This is a genomic window from Streptomyces sp. NPDC001492, from assembly GCF_053597275.1.
Genome location: NZ_JBSFHW010000001.1, coordinates 384,004 through 402,518 on the forward strand (window position 1 = coordinate 384,004; position 18,515 = coordinate 402,518).

Genomic DNA, 18,515 nt, shown 5'->3' on the forward strand with positions numbered 1-18,515 from the left:
GCCTCAGTGGCCGCCCTGCTCCTTGAACCGCTTGTAGGAGCGCTCGATCTCGACCTCGGCGTCGACCCGGCCCACCCAGTTGGCGCCCTCGACGGACTTGCCGGGCTCCAGGTCCTTGTAGACCTCGAAGAAGTGCTGGATCTCCAGGCGGTCGAACTCCGACACGTGGTGGATGTCACGCAGGTGCTCGACGCGCGGGTCCGTCGCCGGGACGCACAGCAGCTTGTCGTCGCCGCCGGCCTCGTCCGTCATCCGGAACATGCCGATGGCACGGCACTTGATCAGACAGCCCGGAAAGGTCGGCTCGTCAAGAATGACCAGCGCGTCCAGCGGGTCGCCGTCCTCGCCGAGGGTGTTCTCGACGAAGCCGTAGTCGGTCGGGTAGGCGGTCGAGGTGAAGAGTCGACGGTCCAGGCGGATCCGACCGGTCTCGTGGTCCACCTCGTACTTGTTCCGCGAACCCTTCGGGATCTCGATCGTGACGTCGAACTCCACCGGTGGCTCCTCCATGATCAACACATAGTTCTGGTGGTTAAGTGTCCCTCACGCAGGTGTGTGATCGCGAAAGGGGCTGGTGTTCGTGCCAGAGCTGAGGCCGTGGCGGGCGGCGAGGCCGCATGTGGCGCGGGCCGCGAACGCCGTACGACCGCGTCTGGCACGGGCCGCCCGGGCCGTGCGCCCGAAGCTCGAACGAGCCGCGGCATCTACGAAACCGCAGCTCGCACGGGTACGGCCCACCCGCATCAGATGGCCGAAGACCGTCAGGACCTGGCAGTACACCGCGGGCGCCGCCACCGCCGGTGTGACGCTGGCCGTCGCCGTGGCGACCGCCGCCGGCCCCTGGGACTCCACCGGTCAGCGTACGGCCGAGGCGGACCGTGCAGCCGTGCTGGACCGTACGGGTGGCGCAGATCACGGACGTAGTCCCGATACGCCCGATTCGGGCGACGGAACGGCCGGGGGCCCGCGCCCCGCCCCCAGCGCCGCATCCGTCCTGACCGGCCTGGGCGGCGCCATGAGCACCGTCAAGTCGGCCCCCACCGGTCCGGCCCTCTCCGCCGTCCTGGGCCCCCTGCTGGGGGACCCGGCGCTCGGCACCCGGCACACCGCCGCGGTCGTCGACGTCGCCACCGGCAAGCGCCTCTACGGCACCGGCGCCGACACCGCCCTGACCCCCGCCTCCGTGACGAAGATCGCCACGGCGGTCGCCGCGCTGTCGACGCTGGGCGCCGACCACCGTCTGACCACCCGCACGGCCCTGGAACCCGACACCAAGGAACTCGTCCTGGTCGGCGGCGGCGACCCGACCCTGACGGCGCACAGCGACGCCCAGGGCTGGGCGAGCCTGCGGGACCTGGCCGACAGGACGGCGGCGGCTCTGAAGAAGCGCGGCATCAAGGAGGTCACGCTCTCCTACGACACGACCCTGTACGCCGGGCCCGAACTCCACCCCATCGGCGTGAACGTCAACCTCGCCCCCGTGAGCGCCCTGATGGCCGACGAGGGCCGCACGGACGACTCGACCAGCGGCCCCGTCCAGCGCGTGACGGACCCGGCGGCGGACGCGGCCCGCACCTTCGCCTCGTTCCTCGAGGGCCACGGCATCAGGACCACGTCGCCCGGCCCCTCCAAGGCGACGACCCGCGCCGAGAACCTCGCCGCCGTGTCCTCGCCTCCGCTCTCGTCCCTGGTCGAGCGCATGCTGACCAACAGCGACAACGACATCGCGGAGGCCCTGGCCCGCCAGACGGCCGCCGCAGCGGGGGAGCCCGCCGGCTTCGACGGCGGCGCGTCCGCGATCGCCGGCGCACTGAAGAAGCTCGGACTCCCCCTCAAGGGCGCCGAGTTCCACGACGGCAGCGGCCTCGACCGGGACGACAGACTCACCGCCGATCTGCTCACCGCCCTGCTGGTGAAGGCCGGCGACCCCACCCACCCCGAACTCCGCCCGGTCCTGACGGGCCTGCCGGTGGCCGGCTTCACCGGCACCCTGACCAGTCGCTACACGGGCGGCGCGGCAGGAGTCGTACGAGCGAAGACAGGCACCCTGACGGGTGTGAACACCCTGGCCGGCACGGTCGTGGACCAGGACGGCCGGCTCCTGGCGTTCGCCTTCCTGGCCTCCAACACCACGAACCCCCTGGAGGCCCAGTCGGCACTGGACCGCACGGCCACGGCCCTGGCGGCCTGCGGCTGCAGCTAGCCGTTCCGCACCGCTGTGGGCACGGGTGCGTACCTCCGCGGCCTGCCCCAAGTGGGAGCGCTCACGTACCGTTGACGCATGACGAGCATCGGTGGTGCCGAGATGGTCGACTGGAATCTCGCGGTGGCGACCGCGACCCGGCTCGTACGGCCGGGCCCCGACGTGAGCCGTGACGAGGCCCGGGCCGTCGTCGCGGAACTGCGCCGGCATGCCAAGGCCTCGGAGGAACACGTCCGGGGCTTCACTCGTATGGGCACGGAGGAGACCCACGACACCCCGATCCTGGTCGTCGACCGCCCCGGCTGGGTCCGGGCGAACGTCGCAGGCTTCCGGGAGATCCTCAAGCCGCTGCTGGAGAAGATGCAGGAGCGGCGCGGCAACACCCCCGGCGGAGCGGTCCTCGGCGCGGTCGGCGGCAAGGTCACCGGCGTCGAGCTGGGCATGCTGCTGTCGTTCCTGGCCTCCCGTGTGCTGGGTCAGTACGAGACCTTCGCCCCGGCCACCCGCGAACTTCCCGCGGGGGAGCACGGCGGCGGCCGGCTCCTGCTCGTCGCCCCCAACATCGTGCACGTGGAGCGCGAACTCGACGTACAGCCCCACGACTTCCGCCTCTGGGTCTGTCTGCACGAGGAGACGCACCGCACCCAGTTCAGCGCCGTGCCGTGGCTGCGCGACCACCTGGAGGGCGAAATCCAGTCTTTCTTGGGGGAGACCGATGTCGACCCCATGACCGTCCTCGAGCGCATCCGGGAGGCCGCCCAGTCGCTCGCGGGGGGACGCCCCGAGGGCGAGGAGGACGACGGCGGCCGGTCCTTCGTCGAGATCGTGCAGACCCCGGCGCAGCGCGAGATCCTCGGCCGCCTCACCGCCGTGATGTCGCTCCTGGAGGGCCACGCCGACTTCGTGATGGACGGGGTGGGTCCGGACGTCGTGCCGTCCGTCTCCGAGATCCGCGAGAAGTTCCAGCAGCGGCGCGCGAAGGGCGCCTCCCGGCTGGACATGGCCCTGCGCAAGCTGCTGGGTCTGGACGCCAAACTCAGGCAGTACCGCGACGGCGAACGCTTCGTGCGGGCCGTCGTGGACCAGGTCGGCATGGACGGCTTCAACCGTGTGTGGACGTCCCCCAACACCCTGCCCACCAAGGCGGAGATCGCCAAACCGGCGGACTGGGTCGCGCGGGTGCACCGCAAGAGTGAGTCGTGAACCCCGTGGGAAAGTCGTGAAACGAATCCGGCCGACGGCAGGAGAACGCCCCTCCAATCACCCGTCCGAGGGACCGTGAGCCATGGGTAGGCGTGCGATGCTCGGGGAACGTCCCGGTTCTGTCACCATCTACACACTCTGAGTGACCGACTCCGGGGCTCACCCCCCGAAAACTTCATGAAGGGAACCGGACATGGGTCCCCATCCTGCGGTCGCGGCGATACGCCTGGCGGTCCGCCGCGTCCTCCACGACATCCTCAACGACCACCGGACCACTGCCGAGCCCCCAGGGCTCCAGGAACAGGCTCCGCACGAGCGCCCTTCCCCGCCGCTCGTGCTCGTGGCGTGCTCCGGCGGCGCCGACTCCATGGCCCTCGCCTCCGCCCTCGCCTTCGAGGCCCCCAAACTCGGCGTCCGGGCCGGCGGCGTCACCGTCGACCACGGGCTGCAGCCCGGCTCCGATCTGCGCGCCGACGAAGTCGCCCTGCGGCTGCGCGAGCTGGGCCTGGACCCGGTGGATTCCGTCGCCGTGACCGTGGGCCGCGAGGGCGGCCCCGAAGCCGCCGCCCGCGACGCCAGGTACGCCGCACTCGACGCCGCGGCCGTCCGCCACGGTGCCGCCGCGATCCTGCTCGGCCACACCCGCGACGACCAGGCCGAAACCGTGCTGCTCGGCCTCGCCCGCGGCTCGGGCATCCGCTCCCTGTCCGGAATGGCCGCGGTCTCGGGGGCCGACGGCCGTTACCGCCGCCCCTTCCTCCAGCTCGACCGGCAGACCGCCCGCAAGGCCTGCATGGTCCAGTCGCTCCCCGTCTGGGACGACCCCCACAACGCGGATCCCGCGTACACCCGCTCCCGGCTGCGCCACGAAGGCCTGCCCGCCCTCGAGAAGGCGCTCGGCAAGGGCGTCGTCGAGGCCCTCGCCCGCACCGCCCAGCTCTCCCGCGACGACGCCGACGCCCTCGACGCCTGGGCCGGCCAGGCCGCGGCCTCCGTGCGCGACGCCGCGGGCCTTCTGGAGTGCGCCAAGCTCTACGCCCTGCCGCCCGCCGTGCGCCGTCGCGTCCTGCGCCGCGCGGCCATCGATGCCGGGGCTCCCGCCGGTTCGCTGTTCGCCCGCCACATCGAGGAAGTCGACCGGCTGATCACCGGCTGGCGCGGCCAGGGAGCCATCAATCTCCCGGGCAAAGTCGTCGCTCAGCGCCAGGGTGGCAGACTGGTGATTCGGCAAGGCTGAAACCTTGCCCCCTTCAGGGGGTGATGGGCGGCCGGTGGGACGACCGAAAGTGATGCGGGTGGACGCGAAAGACATGGGCACCGACCTCAAGCAGGTGCTCATCACCAAGGAAGAGATCGACGCGAAGCTGGTGGAGCTGGCCGCGAAGATCGACGCGGAGTACGCGGGCAAGGACCTGCTCATCGTCGGCGTCCTCAAGGGCGCGGTGATGGTCATGGCCGACCTCGCCCGGGCGCTGTCCACCCCCGTCACCATGGACTGGATGGCCGTGTCGTCGTACGGCGCGGGCACCCAGTCCTCCGGTGTGGTGCGGATCCTCAAGGACCTCGACACCGACATCAAGGGCAAGCACGTCCTCATCGTCGAGGACATCATCGACTCCGGCCTGACCCTGTCCTGGCTGCTGTCCAACCTCGGCTCCCGCGAGCCCGAGTCGCTCAGGGTGTGCACGCTGCTGCGCAAGCCGGACGCCGCCAAGGTCGCCATCGATGTCGAGTGGGTGGGCTTCGACATCCCGAACGAGTTCGTCGTGGGCTACGGCCTCGACTACGCCGAGAAGTACCGCAACCTCCCGTTCGTCGGTACGCTCGCGCCCCACGTCTACGGCGGCTGAGTCGGCCTCTGAGCCGACCGAGCCTTCTTTGTAGGACGATCGGGAACCCCAGCGGGTTTCGCGCCGTTGGAGCATGCAGACGGGTTTGCCAGCCCTCCCGTGCGGCTTCGCGCGACAATGCTGGGGTACCGTCAGAAGAACTGTCTTATCAAACTCACTATGGCAGGAGGGACGGGGCGACATCGCTCCGTATGGATGGACGTGAAGCGATACTTCCGTGGGCCGGTCATGTGGATCGTGCTGGCCGTCCTTGCCGTGGTCGTGTTGATGCAGGTCGTCGGCTCGTCCGGCGGCTACAAGACGGTGGACACCGGCCAGGTCGTGGCAGCGATCAACAACAACAAGGTGGAGTCGGCCAAGCTCACCACCGGTGACGAGCAGACCATCAAGGTCCAGCTCAAGAACGGCGAAAAGGTCGAGGGCAGCTCGAAGATCCAGGCGAGCTACATCGGCGACCAGGGCGTCAACCTCGCCAACACGCTGCAGACCAAGTACCAGGACAAGCAGATCCCGGACGGCTACACCGTTTCGCCGTCCAAGCAGAACCCCTTCCTGGGCATCCTGCTCTCCCTGCTCCCCTTCGTCCTGATCGTGGTCGTCTTCCTGTTCCTGATGAATCAGATGCAGGGCGGCGGCTCCCGGGTCATGAACTTCGGCAAGTCCAAGGCCAAGCTCATCACCAAGGACACCCCCAAGACGACGTTCTCGGACGTCGCGGGCTGTGACGAGGCCGTCGAGGAGCTCCACGAGATCAAGGAGTTCCTGCAGGAGCCGGCGAAGTTCCAGGCCGTCGGCGCCAAGATCCCCAAGGGCGTGCTGCTCTACGGCCGTCCCGGTACCGGCAAGACGCTGCTCGCGCGTGCCGTCGCCGGCGAGGCAGGGGTCCCCTTCTACTCGATCTCCGGTTCCGACTTCGTCGAGATGTTCGTCGGTGTCGGTGCCTCCCGGGTCCGTGACCTGTTCGAGCAGGCCAAGGCGAACGCCCCGGCGATCGTCTTCGTCGACGAGATCGACGCGGTCGGCCGCCACCGCGGCGCCGGCCTCGGCGGTGGTCACGACGAGCGCGAGCAGACGCTGAACCAGCTGCTCGTCGAGATGGACGGCTTCGACGTCAAGGGCGGTGTGATTCTCATCGCCGCCACGAACCGCCCCGACATCCTCGACCCGGCGCTGCTGCGTCCCGGTCGCTTCGACCGCCAGATCGCGGTCGACCCGCCGGACCTGCAGGGCCGTCTGGAGATCCTCAAGGTTCACCAGAAGGGCAAGCCGGTCGCTCCGGACGTCGACCTCGCGGCCGTCGCCCGCCGTACGCCGGGCTTCACCGGCGCGGACCTGAGCAACGTCCTCAACGAGGCCGCGCTGCTCACCGCCCGCAGCGACAAGAAGCTGATCGACAACTCCATGCTGGACGAGGCGATCGACCGCGTGGTGGCGGGCCCGCAGAAGCGGACCCGGATCATGTCGGACAAGGAGAAGAAGATCACCGCGTACCACGAGGGCGGTCACGCCCTGGTCGCGGCGGCCTCCCCGAACTCCGACCCGGTCCACAAGATCACGATCCTGTCGAGAGGCCGTGCCCTCGGCTACACGATGGTCCTGCCGGACGAGGACAAGTACTCCACGACCCGCAACGAGATGCTGGACCAGCTGGCCTACATGCTGGGCGGCCGCGCGGCCGAGGAGCTCGTCTTCCACGACCCGACCACGGGTGCCGCGAACGACATCGAGAAGGCCACCGCCACGGCCCGCGCGATGGTCACGCAGTACGGCATGACCGAGCGGCTCGGCGCCATCAAGTTCGGCGGCGACAACACCGAGCCGTTCCTCGGACGTGAGATGGCTCACCAGCGCGACTACTCGGAAGAGGTCGCCGCGCTGGTGGACGAGGAAGTCAAGAAGCTCATCGAGAACGCGCACAACGAGGCCTGGGAGATCCTGGTCGAGAACCGCGACGTCCTCGACAACCTCGTCCTTCAGCTGCTGGAGAAGGAGACGCTGGGCAAGGAGGAGATCGCCGAGATCTTCTCCGCCATCGTCAAGCGCCCGGCCAGGCCCGCCTGGACCGGTTCCTCCCGCCGCACGCCGTCCACCCGCCCGCCGGTGCTCTCCCCGAAGGAGCTCGCACTGACGAACGGGGCCAACGGCGCGACCCCGGCGATCAGCACCGCCAAGTCGACGTCTACGGAGTCCGCCCCGGCGATCGAGACGGCCCCGGAGGACCGCCCGGAGAGCTGATCACCGCTCTCCCGCGGCCACGTCGGCCCGGAATGAATGCCGCGCCCCCCAGGTTCTAGCCTGGGGGGCGCGGCATTTCAGCCAGGTCGCAGATTGAGGCGCGTGGCCCACACGCGTGACCCGCACAGGAACGAGGCACCAGATGACCGACCCCGTGACGCTGGACGGTGAAGGCCGCATCGGCGAGTTCGACGAGAAGCGCGCCGAGAACGCCGTACGCGAACTCCTCATCGCGGTCGGCGAGGACCCGGACCGGGAGGGGCTCAGGGAGACGCCGACGCGGGTGGCGCGTGCGTACCAGGAGATCTTCGCGGGGTTGTGGCAGAAGCCCGAGGACGTGCTGACGACGACGTTCGATCTCGGGCACGACGAGATGGTGCTGGTGAAGGACATCGAGGTGTACTCGACCTGTGAGCATCACCTCGTGCCGTTCAGGGGAGTCGCCCACGTCGGATACATTCCGGCCACCACCGGCAAGATCACGGGTCTGTCCAAGCTGGCCCGCCTCGTGGACGTCTACGCCCGGCGCCCGCAGGTGCAGGAACGTCTCACCACGCAGATCGCGGACTCCTTGATGGAGATCCTGGAGCCGCGTGGCGTCATCGTCGTCGTGGAGTGCGAGCACATGTGCATGTCGATGCGCGGCATCCGCAAGCCGGGGGCGAAGACGATAACGTCCGCGGTGCGGGGGCAGCTGCGAGACGCGGCCACGAGGAACGAGGCGATGAGCCTCATCATGGCGCGCTGAAGCGCCGGTGACTCAGGCCGCCGACGCCGCCCCGTTGTTGTGCTCGTCGTCCTCCGGGAGCCTGCACACACGCTCCAGGAAGATGGCCGCGACTATCACGGCGATGCCCGCCACGACCGAGAAGCCGGCGTAGATGGCCTGGTCGCGGCGGGCGGGGATGTCGAGGAGCTCCAGGAGGAAGACGCCCGTGCCGCCGTACATGCCGGCGACCAGGGCGGCGACCAGGGCGCTGGCCTGACCGAAGACGACCGCGCGGGCCGCCATCAGCGGGTCGACCCCCTTGGCCTCGGGGCGGCGCTCGCGCTGAGCCTTGAAACGGCCGCGCAGGGAGAGCGCCGTGGCCAGCAGGACCACCGCGATCAGGGCGAGGACGACGGGCGCGGCGAGGGGGACGCTGGGCAGGGTCCCGATCGAGTTCCAGAGGCGGGCGCCCGCCCAGGACAGGAGTCCGGCCACGACGAAAACGCCGGCCAGCACCCTCATGCGCAGCTCTCTCACGGTGTCCCTTCAGCTCCCCCGGGTCCTGCGGGCCCTCCCGCGGACTGTGGTCGTCCTGACCTTAACGACTACTCGGGCAGGTGGAGTTCCAGGTCCTTGCGCGGTGTCACGCCCTCGCGGGTGACGGCGTCCAGGAGAGCGGCGACCGCGCCGCGGCCGGGCAGCTGCGCCTCCGGCTCCAGGTCGTGCCAGGGGGCGAGGACGAAGGCACGCTCGTGGGCGCGCGGGTGGGGCAGCGTGAGGCGCGGGTCGTCGTCGATGACGTCGGCGTACGCGACGATGTCGACGTCGAGGGTGCGCGCGCCCCAGCGCTCGTCCCGTACCCGGTGGAAGGCCTCCTCGACCGCGTGCGCCCGCTCCAGGAGCGAGGAAGGCGGCAGGGTGGTCTTCAGAACGACGACCGCGTTGAAGTACGAGGGCTGGCTGCCGGGCTCGACGCCCCACGGCTCCGTCTCGTACACCGGGGAGACGGCCTTGATGCGGACGCCCGGGGTGTCCTCCAGGGCGTCGATGGCGCCCTGGAGGGTCTCCAGGCGGTTGCCCAGGTTCGCGCCGAGGGAGAGCACCGCCCGTTTCGGGTTGTGGAGCGTCGTGTCGGCGGCGTCCACCTGCGCCACGACGGAGGCGGGTACCGGTTGTACGGTCGGGTCGCTCGAACCCGTGGCGAAGGACGCGCTCATGCTCGGCTCCGGGTGATGGTGACGGTCACGTCGTCGAAGGGGACCGTGATCGGGGCGTCCGGTTTGTGGACGCAGACCTCGACCTCCTGGACCCCGTCGTGCTTCAGACAGGCCTGGGCGATGCGCTCGGCGAGCGTCTCGATGAGGTTGACGGGCTCGCCCTCGACGACGGCCACGACCTCCTCCGCCACGATGCCGTAGTGCACTGTCTTCGCCAGGTCGTCGTCAGCGGCGGCCGGGCGGGTGTCCAGGCCCAGGACGAGGTCCACGACGAAGGTCTGGCCCTCCTCCCGCTCCTTGGGGAAGACGCCGTGGTGCCCGCGGGCCTTGAGGCCGCGCAGCGCGACACGATCCACGCGAATCACTCCTGCAATCGTCGGTGACGGCCGGTCGATGCCGTGTGCGGGCGGCACACCGGCCTCGAACGAATCTACCTGCGGGCACTGACAGCACCGGGCCACCGAGGCGTGGCCCGGGCCGGGACCAGGAGGGTTCATCCCGTGTTTCCCCTGGGGAACCCGGCGGCTCATGGGTTGGTAGCCGCCCCTACCCAGGGGTCCGTGATTCCAACCACTCCTTGGTCCTCAAGGGGGCGCCTACCCACTCAGGAGGGTGTGTCGCCGTCCTCGTCCTCGTCGTTTTCGGTCATCACGGGCGAGGCGTGGTGGGACCAGAGCTTCCAGCCTGCCGGGGTGCGGTGGAAGACGTTCGTGGCGACCACCAGCTGCCCGACGAGCGGACCGAGTTCCTCGCTGCCCTTGGGTGCGGGGCCGCCGCTGAGGATGTTCTCGGTGCAGGTCACCAGGGCGGTGTCGCCGGTCACGGAGACATGCACGTCGGTGAGGAAGAACTGGATGTAGTCGGTGTTCGCCATGATCAGCGCATACGACCTCAGGACCTCGCCGCGGCCGGTGAGCGCGGGCCAGCCGGGGTGCACGCACGAGATCACTCCGGTGTCGGCGGGGTCGTGGTACTCCTCGTCGACCCCCAGGTCGGACGGGGCGAGCCAGAGCGCCGACAGGTCCTCGAAGTCGCCGCGCTCCATGGCCTCGTAGAAGGCGGTGTTGGCGGCTTCCACCTGCTCGACGTCGGTGTGGGGGGCGCTCACCGGGCTCCTTCGGCAGCGCGCGCGCCCTCCACGGCGCGCGCGACCCGTACGGCGTCCGCCGTCGCGCGCACCTCGTGCACGCGCACCGCCCATGCGCCGGCGTGCGCGGCGAGTGCGGAGACGGCGGCCGTCGCGGCGTCGCGCTCGCGCGCGGGCGGGGGCGCGCCCTCCGGTCCGGCGAGGACCCGGCCGAGGAACCGCTTGCGGGAGGCGGCGACGAGCAGGGGATGGCCGAGACCGAGCAGCCGGTCCAGGTGGGCGAGCAGGACCAGATCGTGCTCGGCGTCCTTGGAGAAGCCGAGACCGGGGTCGACGACGATGCGGTCGGGGGCGATGCCGCCGGCCAGGACGGCCTCCACGCGTGCGTGCAGTTCGCCGGCGACCTCGGTGACGACGTCGCCGTACACGCCCCTGACGTTGCCGCCCTCCAGGAAGCCGCGCCAGTGCATGACGACGAAGGGGGCGCCGGACGCTGCCACCACCGGGATCATCGCGGGGTCGGCGAGGCCGCCGCTGACGTCGTTGACGAGGGAGGCGCCCGCGGCGAGGGCCCGTTCGGCGACGGAGGCGCGCATGGTGTCGACGGAGACGCTGACGCCCTCGGAGGCGAGGCCGCGGACGACGGGGATGACGCGCTTGAGCTCCTCGGCCTCGTCGACGCGGGTGGCGCCCGGCCGGGTGGACTCGCCGCCTACGTCGACCAGGTCCGCGCCCTCGGCGACCAGGTCGAGGCCGTGTTTGACGGCGTTGGTCGTGTCGAAGAAGCGGCCGCCGTCGGAGAAGGAATCGGGCGTGACGTTCACGACCCCCATGACCGCGCAGCGGTCCCACTCCGGAAGGCCCGCGACGCGCCCGCGTCCGCTCTGCTTGCTCATACGTTCAGCGTAGGCCCCGGCCGCGGCGGCAGAACGCCACGGCCCGGACGGTGGCCCTCCGGTGGGAGGGCGTTTCCGTCCGGGCCGTTGTTCACCGTGTCCGGCGTCCGCTGCCTGGGTCAGGCGGTCATGCCGCGCGTACGTCGCGCTCCGCGACGGCATGCGTGCACACGCGCGGGGCGGTCCTGCGGCGGCGCAGGAAGCGCGGCAGCGGCAGGGCCAGGTTGACGAAGCCCTCCGCCTGCATGGCGGCGAAGCCGATGCGCGGCAGGTCGGCCGAGGCGCGGTAGACGACGAAGCGGGGCTCCCAGCGGGGCTGGAACTTCGCGTTGAACTTGTACAGGGACTCGATCTGGAACCAGCGGGACAGGAAGACCAGCAGTCCGCGCCAGGCGCGCAGCACCGGGCCCGCGCCGATCTTCTCGCCGCGCGCGAGTGCCGAGCGGAACATCGCGAAGTTGAGCGACACGCGCGTGATGCCGAACTTCGGCGCCGCCTGGAGGGCCGCGACGATGAGGAGTTCGTTCATGCCGGGGTCGGCCGAGCGGTCGCGGCGCATCAGGTCGAGGGACGCGCCGTCGGTGCCCCACGGGACGAAGTGCAGGATCGCCTTCAGATCGCCGTACTCGCCCGGCTGGTCGTCCGCCTTGTGGGCGGTGGCGATCAGGCAGTCGCCGTCGGCGGCGTCGCCGATGCGGCCCAGCGCCATGGAGAACCCGCGCTCGGTGTCGGTGCCGCGCCAGTCCTCTGCGGCGTTGCGGATCCGCTCCAGCTCGGCCTCGCCGAGATCACGAATACGTCGTACCCGGGTTTCGTAACCGGCGCGCTCGATGCGCTTGACCATCTGGCGCACGTTGCGCATCGCGCGGCCGGCGAGGGAGAAATCCGCTACGTCCACCACCGCCTCGTCGCCCAGTTCCAGGGCGTCGAGTCCGGTCTCGCGGGTCCACACCTCGCCGCCCGTCTCCGAGCAGCCCATGACGGCAGGCGTCCAGGAGTGGGCCCTGGCCTCGTCCATGAACCGCTCGATGGCACCCGGCCAGGCCTCGACGTCCCCGATGGGGTCACCACTGGCGAGCATCACGCCGGAGACGACCCGGTACGTCACCGCCGCCTTGCCGCTGGGCGAGAAGACGACCGCCTTGTCGCGGCGCAGCGCGAAGTGGCCGAGGGAGTCGCGGCGGCCGTGCTTCTCCAGCAGGGCGCGCAGGCGTGCCTCGTCCTCCTCCGTCAGCCGGGCCGCGGGGTGTTCGGGCCGGAAGGCGAGGTAGATCGTCGTGACCGCCGTCAGCAGACCGAGGGCGCCCAGCGAGAAGGCGACCGTCCAGGAGGTGTTGCCCTGGTAGTCGACGGGACCCTCGAAGCCGAACAGGCCGTACAGGACGTGCGTAATGCGATCGGCCAGGCTCGGGTCGCCGACCATCCGGTTCGGGTGGACGCTGACGATGATCAACCCGAGGACGAGGGAACCCGCGCCCATGAGGACGAAGTTCGCGAGCGCACGCCACCTGCTGCGCGGGTCGGGCAGCGCCGCGAACTGGTCGCGGTGGCGCAGCAGCGGTGCGAGCAGCGCGAGCGAGATGATCACTCCGAGGAGGGAGTGGCGGTACGTGAACTGTGCCACCGCGCCCGCCGGCAGCAGCGCCACCGCGGCGCGCCACGCCCGGCGTTTGCCGCGCTTCAGGCCGTGCGCGAGCAGCAGCAGGAGGATGCCGGCGCTGAGCGACAGCGCGGCCGCGAACGGGCCGAACGACCCGGGCAGCACCTCGGCGATCGTGTGCATACGGCTGTGCCTGAAGCGCGGGAACACGCCCGCGGCGATGTCCAGAACGCCTACGAGTGCGCAGGCTCTGGCGACGAGGACGGGGACGACCTCGGGGCGCGGACCACGCAATACGCGCCGCGCGCTGCGTGATCGGGTGGGAACCCCACCCGACATTTCCTCATCTGTCCTGACAGACATCGCATCCCGTAGTTCTGCGAGAGACCTTGGATCCGGTGCCGATTCGGGCATCCGGCGACATTGCGCCCTCTAGGACGGTGTCTCAGGGAGCGAGGTTCCAACCTCTCCTCAAAGCCGCTCCAAAGGCCGAGGAAAGTTCCGGACAAGCTCTCGCGAAGGTATGCGGGATCTGGGTGGAAACCGCAGGCAGGAAGCAGGTCATGGGTCTTACGAGCAACAAAGTGCTGCTGCTGGCAGTGATGTTCGCCGTACTGCTGTTCGTGGGCACGGTGTGGGTGTGGCCGCGTCTGGCACGGCGCAACTGGCGGGCCGTCAGCGGGCGCGTCGGGCTGCTGTTCGGCACTCAGCTTGCCCTCTTCCTGTCGGTCGGCCTCGCCGCCAACCAGGCCTTCGGTTTCTACGCCAGCTGGGCGGACCTCTTCGGCCAGGAGAAGGCCCAGGGGGTGGTCGTGAACCACACGGCGTTCGGCGCCTCCGGCGGCCCGCTGCAGGTGATCGACACGGCACGCGTGCGTGGAGCCGGGGGTTCCGGGCCGCAGGCCGGCGGCCAGATCCAGAAGGTCGACATCGTCGGCCGTACGACGAACATCGCCACGCCCGCGTATGTGTATCTGCCGCCGGAGTACTTCCAGCCGCAGTACCGCACGCGTACGTTCCCGGCGGCGGTCGTCCTCACCGGATATCCGGGCACCGCCCAGGCGCTCGTGGACAAGCTGCACTATCCGAGTACGGCACAGGCTCTCGCGAAGAACGGCCGTATGCAGCCGATGATCCTGGTGATGCTCCGGCCGACGGTGGCGCCGCCGAGGGACACGGAATGCGTGGACATCCCCGGAGGTCCGAAGACGGAGACGTTCTTCGCCAAGGACCTGCCCGACGCCGTACTCGCGCACTACAGGGTGGGCAAAAAGCCGGGCAGCTGGGGCATCATCGGTGATTCCACGGGTGGCTACTGTGCGCTGAAGCTGGCCATGCACCACCCCGGGGTGTATGCCGCGGCGGCCGGTCTGTCGCCCTACTACAAGGCGCCTACCGACCCCACCACGGGCGATCTCTTCCACGGCGACGATCGGCTGCGCAACCGCGCCGACCTGTGGTGGTGCCTCAGGCATCTGCCCGGTCCGGACACTTCACTGCTCGTCACCAGCAGCAAGATCGGGGAATCCAACTACAAGGCGACACTGAAGTTCATAGAGGGTGTGCGGGCGACGAACCGGACGCGGATCTCGTCGATCATCCTTGACAGCGGAGGCCACAACTTCAACACCTGGCGGCGGGAGATTCCCGCGACTCTGCAGTGGATCAGCGGACGGCTGAGCGACCGGTGACCGGGGTTCCCACAGGTGATGATCTTGCTGAATTCGGCAAAGGCCTATTCCTGATGCCCTGTGAACGTTTCGGTATGGCTGTGTTTTTGCGGGGCGGGGCACCAACGCTCGCCTACGCGCGGTAAGTTTCTGGCCATGCCACGTGGACGTCACCGCCATTCCCCGCCCTTGCACAGACTGCTGCCACCGTCGGCGATCGCAGGCGTCTCTTTCGTCTGCGCCTTCGGTCCGTGGGTGTTCTCACAACAGGCCGTGCTCCGTGTCATAGCCGCGGGCGCCGCGGCGACGGCGATCGTCGGCGCGGCCGTCATGCGCCGTTGGGACACCCAGGCCGGCAAGCAGGTCGCCGACCTCACGCGCGCGCGTGCGAGCGACGAGTGGCGCCACGAGGAGCGGGTCGCCGAGCTGGAGACCGACCTCGAGGAGTCGCGCGAGCTGCGCGCCAAGCTGGAGCAGCGGCTGCGGGCCAAGCGCGCCGAGCTCGCGGGACTGCGCAACGAACACGCGGCGCTGCTGCGGCGGTACGCCACCGCCGAGACCGAGCGTGCGAGCGCCCTGGAGGGCCGCCGCCTGCTTGAGATAGAGGCCGGGGCCCCGGCCCCCGCGCTGCCGCCCGTGCCGACGGCCGGCACCGAGGCCGCCGAGACGGAGCGTGTGACGGAGGAGACCGGGGCTGTGGCTGCCTCGGCGGACGTCTCCGAGGGCACTGGCGAGGAGCCGGCGGCGCCGGCGATCTTCTCGCCGGAGGGGTCCAAGCTCTTCTTGCGGGCGAAGGTGGCGCTCACGAAGTTCGACGAGGACGGTGACGGTTCTCCGAAGGACGACGGCGGCGCGGACGGTGCGGCGGACTCGCAGGACGCCGCGGGCGCCGACGCCGGGGACGACACCGACCCCGAGGACGACGACTCCCCGAAGGGCGGCGGCTCCCCCAAGGGTGACGAGGCTTCGAAGGACGTCTCCCCGAAGGGCGAGCCGGTGACGGTGAAGGCCGGTTCGGTCCCGGCGGCAGCTCAGGCGGCCGCGACCGAGCCCGTCGCCGCAGAGCCCGCCGCCACCGTGACCGAGACCGCCACCGGTGAGACCGAGGTCGCGGCCCAGGAGGATGAGTCACAGGGGCAGCCCCAGGCGGTCGACGGGCATGAGCGCGCGGCCGCCACCACTCCGGCCAGGCAGACCCCGGCCGCCCAGCCCGTGCGGCAGCCCGCCGGTCACTTCGTCGCGCCGACCGCGGTGGCCGTCGTACCGGCCGCGCCCGTGCGGCGTCCGGCGGTCGAGGGCGGATTCGACTTCTTCGGTACGAAGGCGGAGGGGGCGCAGGACGCCCTGGAGGCCGTGCAGAACGAGGACCTCGCCGACGTGGTCGGCCAGGAGGCGCTCGCCGTCCACAAGGCCGAGGCCGAGGCGGAGTTCAAGCCGGCCGACGAGGAAGCGCGCGGTGAGGTCCAGGTCATCGACCTGACGGCCCACGACGAGACCGAGCAGATCGACGTGCAGCGGCTGCGGAGCGCGGTTTCCTGAGCTCTTCGGTTCCCTGACGGCCCCGGGCGGTTTGAAACGGCCCGGGGCCTTCGCTTGCCCGGGATCCTCGCCTCCCGGGCTCTTGAATTCCTGGGCTCTGGGCTTCCCCGGCACCGGGATTCTGGGGCTCCGGCTTTCGCGGCGCCCCGCCGGGCCGTCGCCTGCCGTCGCGGTCTTGTCGCTCGGTGGGCTGCCGCAGCCGTTTCCATGCCCGCTGGAACAGCCGCGCGCTGCCGTCGGGGCATTGGCCTACGGCGCCATCCACCGGTCCGGCACGGCGTCCCGTCGCCCGGTCCGTGAGCGTTCGGCCTGTCCTCGCAGGAGTTCCGCCGTCTCTTGGGCGTGTCGCTCGATCGGGGTCGTCGTGGTCTTGTCGCTCGGTGGGCTGCCCCAGCCGTTTCCATGCCCGCTGGAACAGCCGCGCGCTGCCGTCGGGGCATTGGCCTACGGCGCCATCCACCGGTCCGGCAAGGCGTCCCGTCGCCCGGTCCGTGAGCGTTCGGCCTGTCCTCGCAGGAGTTCCGCCGCCTCCTGGGCGTCCCTCAGCCGGGCCGTCACGGTCTTGTCGGCTCCCGTGTCCACATGGACGTCGGCGAGCCGCCACAGCCGCTTCCAGGGCCCCTGGACCAGCCGCACGCTCTGCACCTTCGCATGCGGTACGAGCGCCAGGCTCCGGCGGAGCAGGCCGTGCCGGGTGGCGAACACCGTGTCGGTGACGGCGACTGCCCGGCCCCGCCACCACACCGGCAGACACCACCCGGCCCGTCGAGGCGGCCGTGACAGCGCCTCGGACGACGGCACCGTCACCCCGGGCAGCACGCGCGCGACGACCGTCTCGGCGACCGCGCGCGGAGCGACCGGCACCAGCACGGAGTTGGACGAACCGGCCACGTCCAGCTCCACCCGCACCCAGCCGCGCCGCCGCCACAGCAGCGGCTCCACGATCCGCACGGTCTGCACCCGGCCGGGCGGCACCGTCTCGTGCGTACGGTCGAGGAGCCCATGGTCGATGCGCAGCCCGTCCGGTGACTCGCCCACCGTCCAGTCGTACTCGCCGACGAACCGACCCGCGCTGCTCGCGCCCGCCGCGCCCAGCAGCGGCAGGCCGGTCGCGAGGACCGTCCACACGCTGTGGGTGGCCAGCCAGAGCACCGGCGGGACGACGAGCGCGGCCGCCAGGGAGCACCAGGTGGCTCCCGTCAGCAGGACGGAGATCGCGAGGTCGCGCGGCGGCGTGCGCAACAGCTCGCGCGCCGGCGCCTCACCGACCTCGTGCGCCGTCTCGGGCGCGAACCCGGCGGCGCGCGCGAGCAGTTCCGCGCGCAGCGCACGCGCCTCGCGCTCGCCCAGGAAGGAGAGTTCGTCCTTCTTGTCGGTCCCGACGACGTCGAGTTTGAGCTTGGCGACGCCCGCCACGCGCGCGAGGAGCGGCTGGGTGACGTCGACGGCCTGGATGCGTTCCAGCCGGATGTGCGCGGTGCGCCGGAACAGCAGACCCGTCCGTATCCGCAGCTCGGTATCGGTCACCGCGAAGTGCGTGAACCACCAGGTCAGAAAGCCGTACAAGGAGGCGGCCGGGACGAGGACGGCGAGTGCTATCAGGAGGGTCGTGGTGGTCAGCCGGGTCAGCTGCTGCTGCGCCTGGTCGGGATCGTGCACGGCCCACCCGATGACCACGGCCACCGGCGCCCACGCCCGCCTGAAGGGCGTCACGGGATGCAGCCGCCGCTCGGTGACGGGTTCCTTCGCGGCTACGGCGTCATCGACGCCGGGCGCGGTCACAGACCCGCCGATCGGGCCTCGCCGAGTTCGGTGAGCCGGTCCCGCAGCCGCTCCGCCTCGGCCGGGTCAAGCCCCGGGATGGTCGCGTCGGTCGCCGCGGCCGCCGTGTGCAGCTGCACGCTGGCCAGCCCGAAGTGCCGCTCGACGGGCCCCGAGGTCACCTCGACCAGCTGCATCCGCCCGTACGGCACGACGGTCTCCTCGCGCCACAGCACGCCCCGGGTGATCAGCAGGTCGTCGGCGCGCTCGGCGTACCGCCAGGAGCGCCAGTTGCGGCCGAGCAGTACCCAGCCCCAGGCCGCCGGCGCGAGCGGCAGCAGCGCGAAGGCGGCCCAGCCGGGCCCCGCGAGGAGCCCGAGCAGCAGGCCCAGGGCGAGAGCCAGCAGCCCCAGCCACACCACCAGCAGCAGCCGGCGCATCCGCAGCAGCCCGGGCGGCAGCCCGATCCACACCGGCTCCACCGAATCTTCCCCCGTCGTCCCCGTACTCTGCGGGCTCCCCGTCTCCATGCGCCCAGCGTACGT

General features: G+C 70.8%; 17 protein-coding genes. 8 read left to right on the plus strand and 9 right to left on the minus strand.

Features of this window, described 5'->3' with window-relative positions:
- Nucleotides 1-3: 3 nt before the first annotated feature.
- Entirely contained in the window at nucleotides 4-495 is a 492-nt protein-coding gene (locus tag ACWC1K_RS01950) for an inorganic diphosphatase (RefSeq protein WP_115906709.1), read from the minus strand.
- Between the two features lie 79 nt (nucleotides 496-574).
- On the opposite strand from ACWC1K_RS01950, the gene dacB reads away from it, so the two are divergent.
- The 6 genes from dacB (at nucleotide 575) to folE (ending at nucleotide 8,239) form a co-directional block, all read left to right on the plus strand.
- Entirely contained in the window at nucleotides 575-2,203 is a 1,629-nt protein-coding gene (gene dacB / locus ACWC1K_RS01955) for a D-alanyl-D-alanine carboxypeptidase/D-alanyl-D-alanine endopeptidase (RefSeq protein WP_450827944.1), read from the plus strand.
- Between the two features lie 78 nt (nucleotides 2,204-2,281).
- Entirely contained in the window at nucleotides 2,282-3,406 is a 1,125-nt protein-coding gene (locus tag ACWC1K_RS01960; RefSeq protein ID WP_450827946.1) for a zinc-dependent metalloprotease, read from the plus strand.
- Between the two features lie 193 nt (nucleotides 3,407-3,599).
- Nucleotides 3,600-4,643 carry a tRNA lysidine(34) synthetase TilS gene (gene tilS / locus ACWC1K_RS01965; protein WP_450827948.1) on the plus strand — a complete coding sequence of 348 codons (1,044 nt, stop codon included), beginning with the start codon at nucleotides 3,600-3,602 and terminating at the stop codon, nucleotides 4,641-4,643.
- A 52-nt stretch (nucleotides 4,644-4,695) separates the two neighbouring features.
- Nucleotides 4,696-5,256, plus strand: a complete 561-nt coding sequence (gene hpt / locus ACWC1K_RS01970) for a hypoxanthine phosphoribosyltransferase (RefSeq protein WP_351472847.1) — start codon at nucleotides 4,696-4,698, stop codon at nucleotides 5,254-5,256.
- Between the two features lie 195 nt (nucleotides 5,257-5,451).
- Nucleotides 5,452-7,491 carry an ATP-dependent zinc metalloprotease FtsH gene (gene ftsH, locus ACWC1K_RS01975; RefSeq protein WP_450827950.1) on the plus strand — a complete coding sequence of 680 codons (2,040 nt, stop codon included), beginning with the start codon at nucleotides 5,452-5,454 and terminating at the stop codon, nucleotides 7,489-7,491.
- Between the two features lie 142 nt (nucleotides 7,492-7,633).
- The gene (gene folE / locus ACWC1K_RS01980) at nucleotides 7,634-8,239 is read left to right on the plus strand and encodes a GTP cyclohydrolase I FolE (protein WP_450827952.1); all 606 of its coding nucleotides are present in this window, start codon (nucleotides 7,634-7,636) and stop codon (nucleotides 8,237-8,239) included.
- Between the two features lie 12 nt (nucleotides 8,240-8,251).
- Here the strand turns inward: folE and ACWC1K_RS01985 are convergent, their stop codons facing one another.
- The 6 genes from ACWC1K_RS01985 to ACWC1K_RS02010 form a co-directional block, all read right to left on the minus strand.
- A complete protein-coding gene (locus ACWC1K_RS01985) occupies nucleotides 8,252-8,737 on the minus strand; it encodes a DUF3180 domain-containing protein (protein WP_450827954.1) in 486 nt (161 codons plus the stop codon).
- Nucleotides 8,738-8,805: 68 nt separating this feature from the next.
- Nucleotides 8,806-9,417: a 2-amino-4-hydroxy-6-hydroxymethyldihydropteridine diphosphokinase gene (folK, locus tag ACWC1K_RS01990; protein ID WP_450827956.1), complete on the minus strand. Its 612-nt coding sequence runs from the start codon at nucleotides 9,415-9,417 to the stop codon at nucleotides 8,806-8,808.
- Nucleotides 9,414-9,773 carry a dihydroneopterin aldolase gene (gene folB / locus ACWC1K_RS01995; protein ID WP_450748200.1) on the minus strand — a complete coding sequence of 120 codons (360 nt, stop codon included), beginning with the start codon at nucleotides 9,771-9,773 and terminating at the stop codon, nucleotides 9,414-9,416. The genes folK and folB overlap by 4 nt, the downstream gene beginning before the upstream one ends.
- 248 nt (nucleotides 9,774-10,021) lie before the next feature.
- Entirely contained in the window at nucleotides 10,022-10,525 is a 504-nt protein-coding gene (locus ACWC1K_RS02000) for a nuclear transport factor 2 family protein (protein WP_450827958.1), read from the minus strand.
- The gene (gene folP / locus ACWC1K_RS02005) at nucleotides 10,522-11,400 is read right to left on the minus strand and encodes a dihydropteroate synthase (RefSeq protein WP_450827960.1); all 879 of its coding nucleotides are present in this window, start codon (nucleotides 11,398-11,400) and stop codon (nucleotides 10,522-10,524) included. Before folP ends, ACWC1K_RS02000 begins: the two co-directional genes overlap by 4 nt.
- Before the next feature lie 127 nt (nucleotides 11,401-11,527).
- On the minus strand, nucleotides 11,528-13,339 hold the full coding sequence (locus ACWC1K_RS02010; protein ID WP_450827962.1) for a phosphatidylglycerol lysyltransferase domain-containing protein: 1,812 nt from the start codon (nucleotides 13,337-13,339) through the stop codon (nucleotides 11,528-11,530).
- A gap of 224 nt (nucleotides 13,340-13,563) precedes the next feature.
- On the opposite strand from ACWC1K_RS02010, the gene ACWC1K_RS02015 reads away from it, so the two are divergent.
- Together ACWC1K_RS02015 and ACWC1K_RS02020 are read left to right on the plus strand one after the other, a co-directional pair.
- Nucleotides 13,564-14,691, plus strand: a complete 1,128-nt coding sequence (locus tag ACWC1K_RS02015) for an alpha/beta hydrolase (protein ID WP_450827964.1) — start codon at nucleotides 13,564-13,566, stop codon at nucleotides 14,689-14,691.
- 135 nt (nucleotides 14,692-14,826) lie between these two features.
- Nucleotides 14,827-16,209, plus strand: coding sequence for a hypothetical protein (locus tag ACWC1K_RS02020; RefSeq protein WP_450827966.1), 1,383 nt, complete (start codon nucleotides 14,827-14,829; stop codon nucleotides 16,207-16,209).
- A gap of 444 nt (nucleotides 16,210-16,653) precedes the next feature.
- On the opposite strand, the gene ACWC1K_RS02025 is transcribed toward ACWC1K_RS02020, so the two are convergent.
- Nucleotides 16,654-17,991, minus strand: coding sequence for a PH domain-containing protein (locus ACWC1K_RS02025; protein ID WP_450827968.1), 1,338 nt, complete (start codon nucleotides 17,989-17,991; stop codon nucleotides 16,654-16,656).
- Nucleotides 17,988-18,500 carry a PH domain-containing protein gene (locus ACWC1K_RS02030; RefSeq protein ID WP_450827970.1) on the minus strand — a complete coding sequence of 171 codons (513 nt, stop codon included), beginning with the start codon at nucleotides 18,498-18,500 and terminating at the stop codon, nucleotides 17,988-17,990. The genes ACWC1K_RS02025 and ACWC1K_RS02030 overlap by 4 nt, the downstream gene beginning before the upstream one ends.
- Between the last annotated feature and the right edge of the window lie 15 nt (nucleotides 18,501-18,515).

What these genes read in the sequence shown, in the direction of transcription:
- ACWC1K_RS01960 (WP_450827946.1), top strand. Translation starts at nt 2,282, where the DNA reads ATGACGAGCATCGGTGGTGCCGAGATGGTCGACTGGAATCTCGCGGTG.
- folP (WP_450827960.1), bottom strand. Translation starts at nt 11,400, where the DNA reads ATGAGCAAGCAGAGCGGACGCGGGCGCGTCGCGGGCCTTCCGGAGTGG.
- ACWC1K_RS02020 (WP_450827966.1), top strand. Translation starts at nt 14,827, where the DNA reads ATGCCACGTGGACGTCACCGCCATTCCCCGCCCTTGCACAGACTGCTG.
- tilS (WP_450827948.1), top strand. Translation starts at nt 3,600, where the DNA reads ATGGGTCCCCATCCTGCGGTCGCGGCGATACGCCTGGCGGTCCGCCGC.
- ACWC1K_RS02030 (WP_450827970.1), bottom strand. Translation starts at nt 18,500, where the DNA reads ATGGAGACGGGGAGCCCGCAGAGTACGGGGACGACGGGGGAAGATTCG.
- folK (WP_450827956.1), bottom strand. Translation starts at nt 9,417, where the DNA reads ATGAGCGCGTCCTTCGCCACGGGTTCGAGCGACCCGACCGTACAACCG.
- ACWC1K_RS02015 (WP_450827964.1), top strand. Translation starts at nt 13,564, where the DNA reads ATGGGTCTTACGAGCAACAAAGTGCTGCTGCTGGCAGTGATGTTCGCC.
- hpt (WP_351472847.1), top strand. Translation starts at nt 4,696, where the DNA reads ATGCGGGTGGACGCGAAAGACATGGGCACCGACCTCAAGCAGGTGCTC.
- folE (WP_450827952.1), top strand. Translation starts at nt 7,634, where the DNA reads ATGACCGACCCCGTGACGCTGGACGGTGAAGGCCGCATCGGCGAGTTC.
- ftsH (WP_450827950.1), top strand. Translation starts at nt 5,452, where the DNA reads ATGGACGTGAAGCGATACTTCCGTGGGCCGGTCATGTGGATCGTGCTG.
- ACWC1K_RS02010 (WP_450827962.1), bottom strand. Translation starts at nt 13,339, where the DNA reads ATGTCGGGTGGGGTTCCCACCCGATCACGCAGCGCGCGGCGCGTATTG.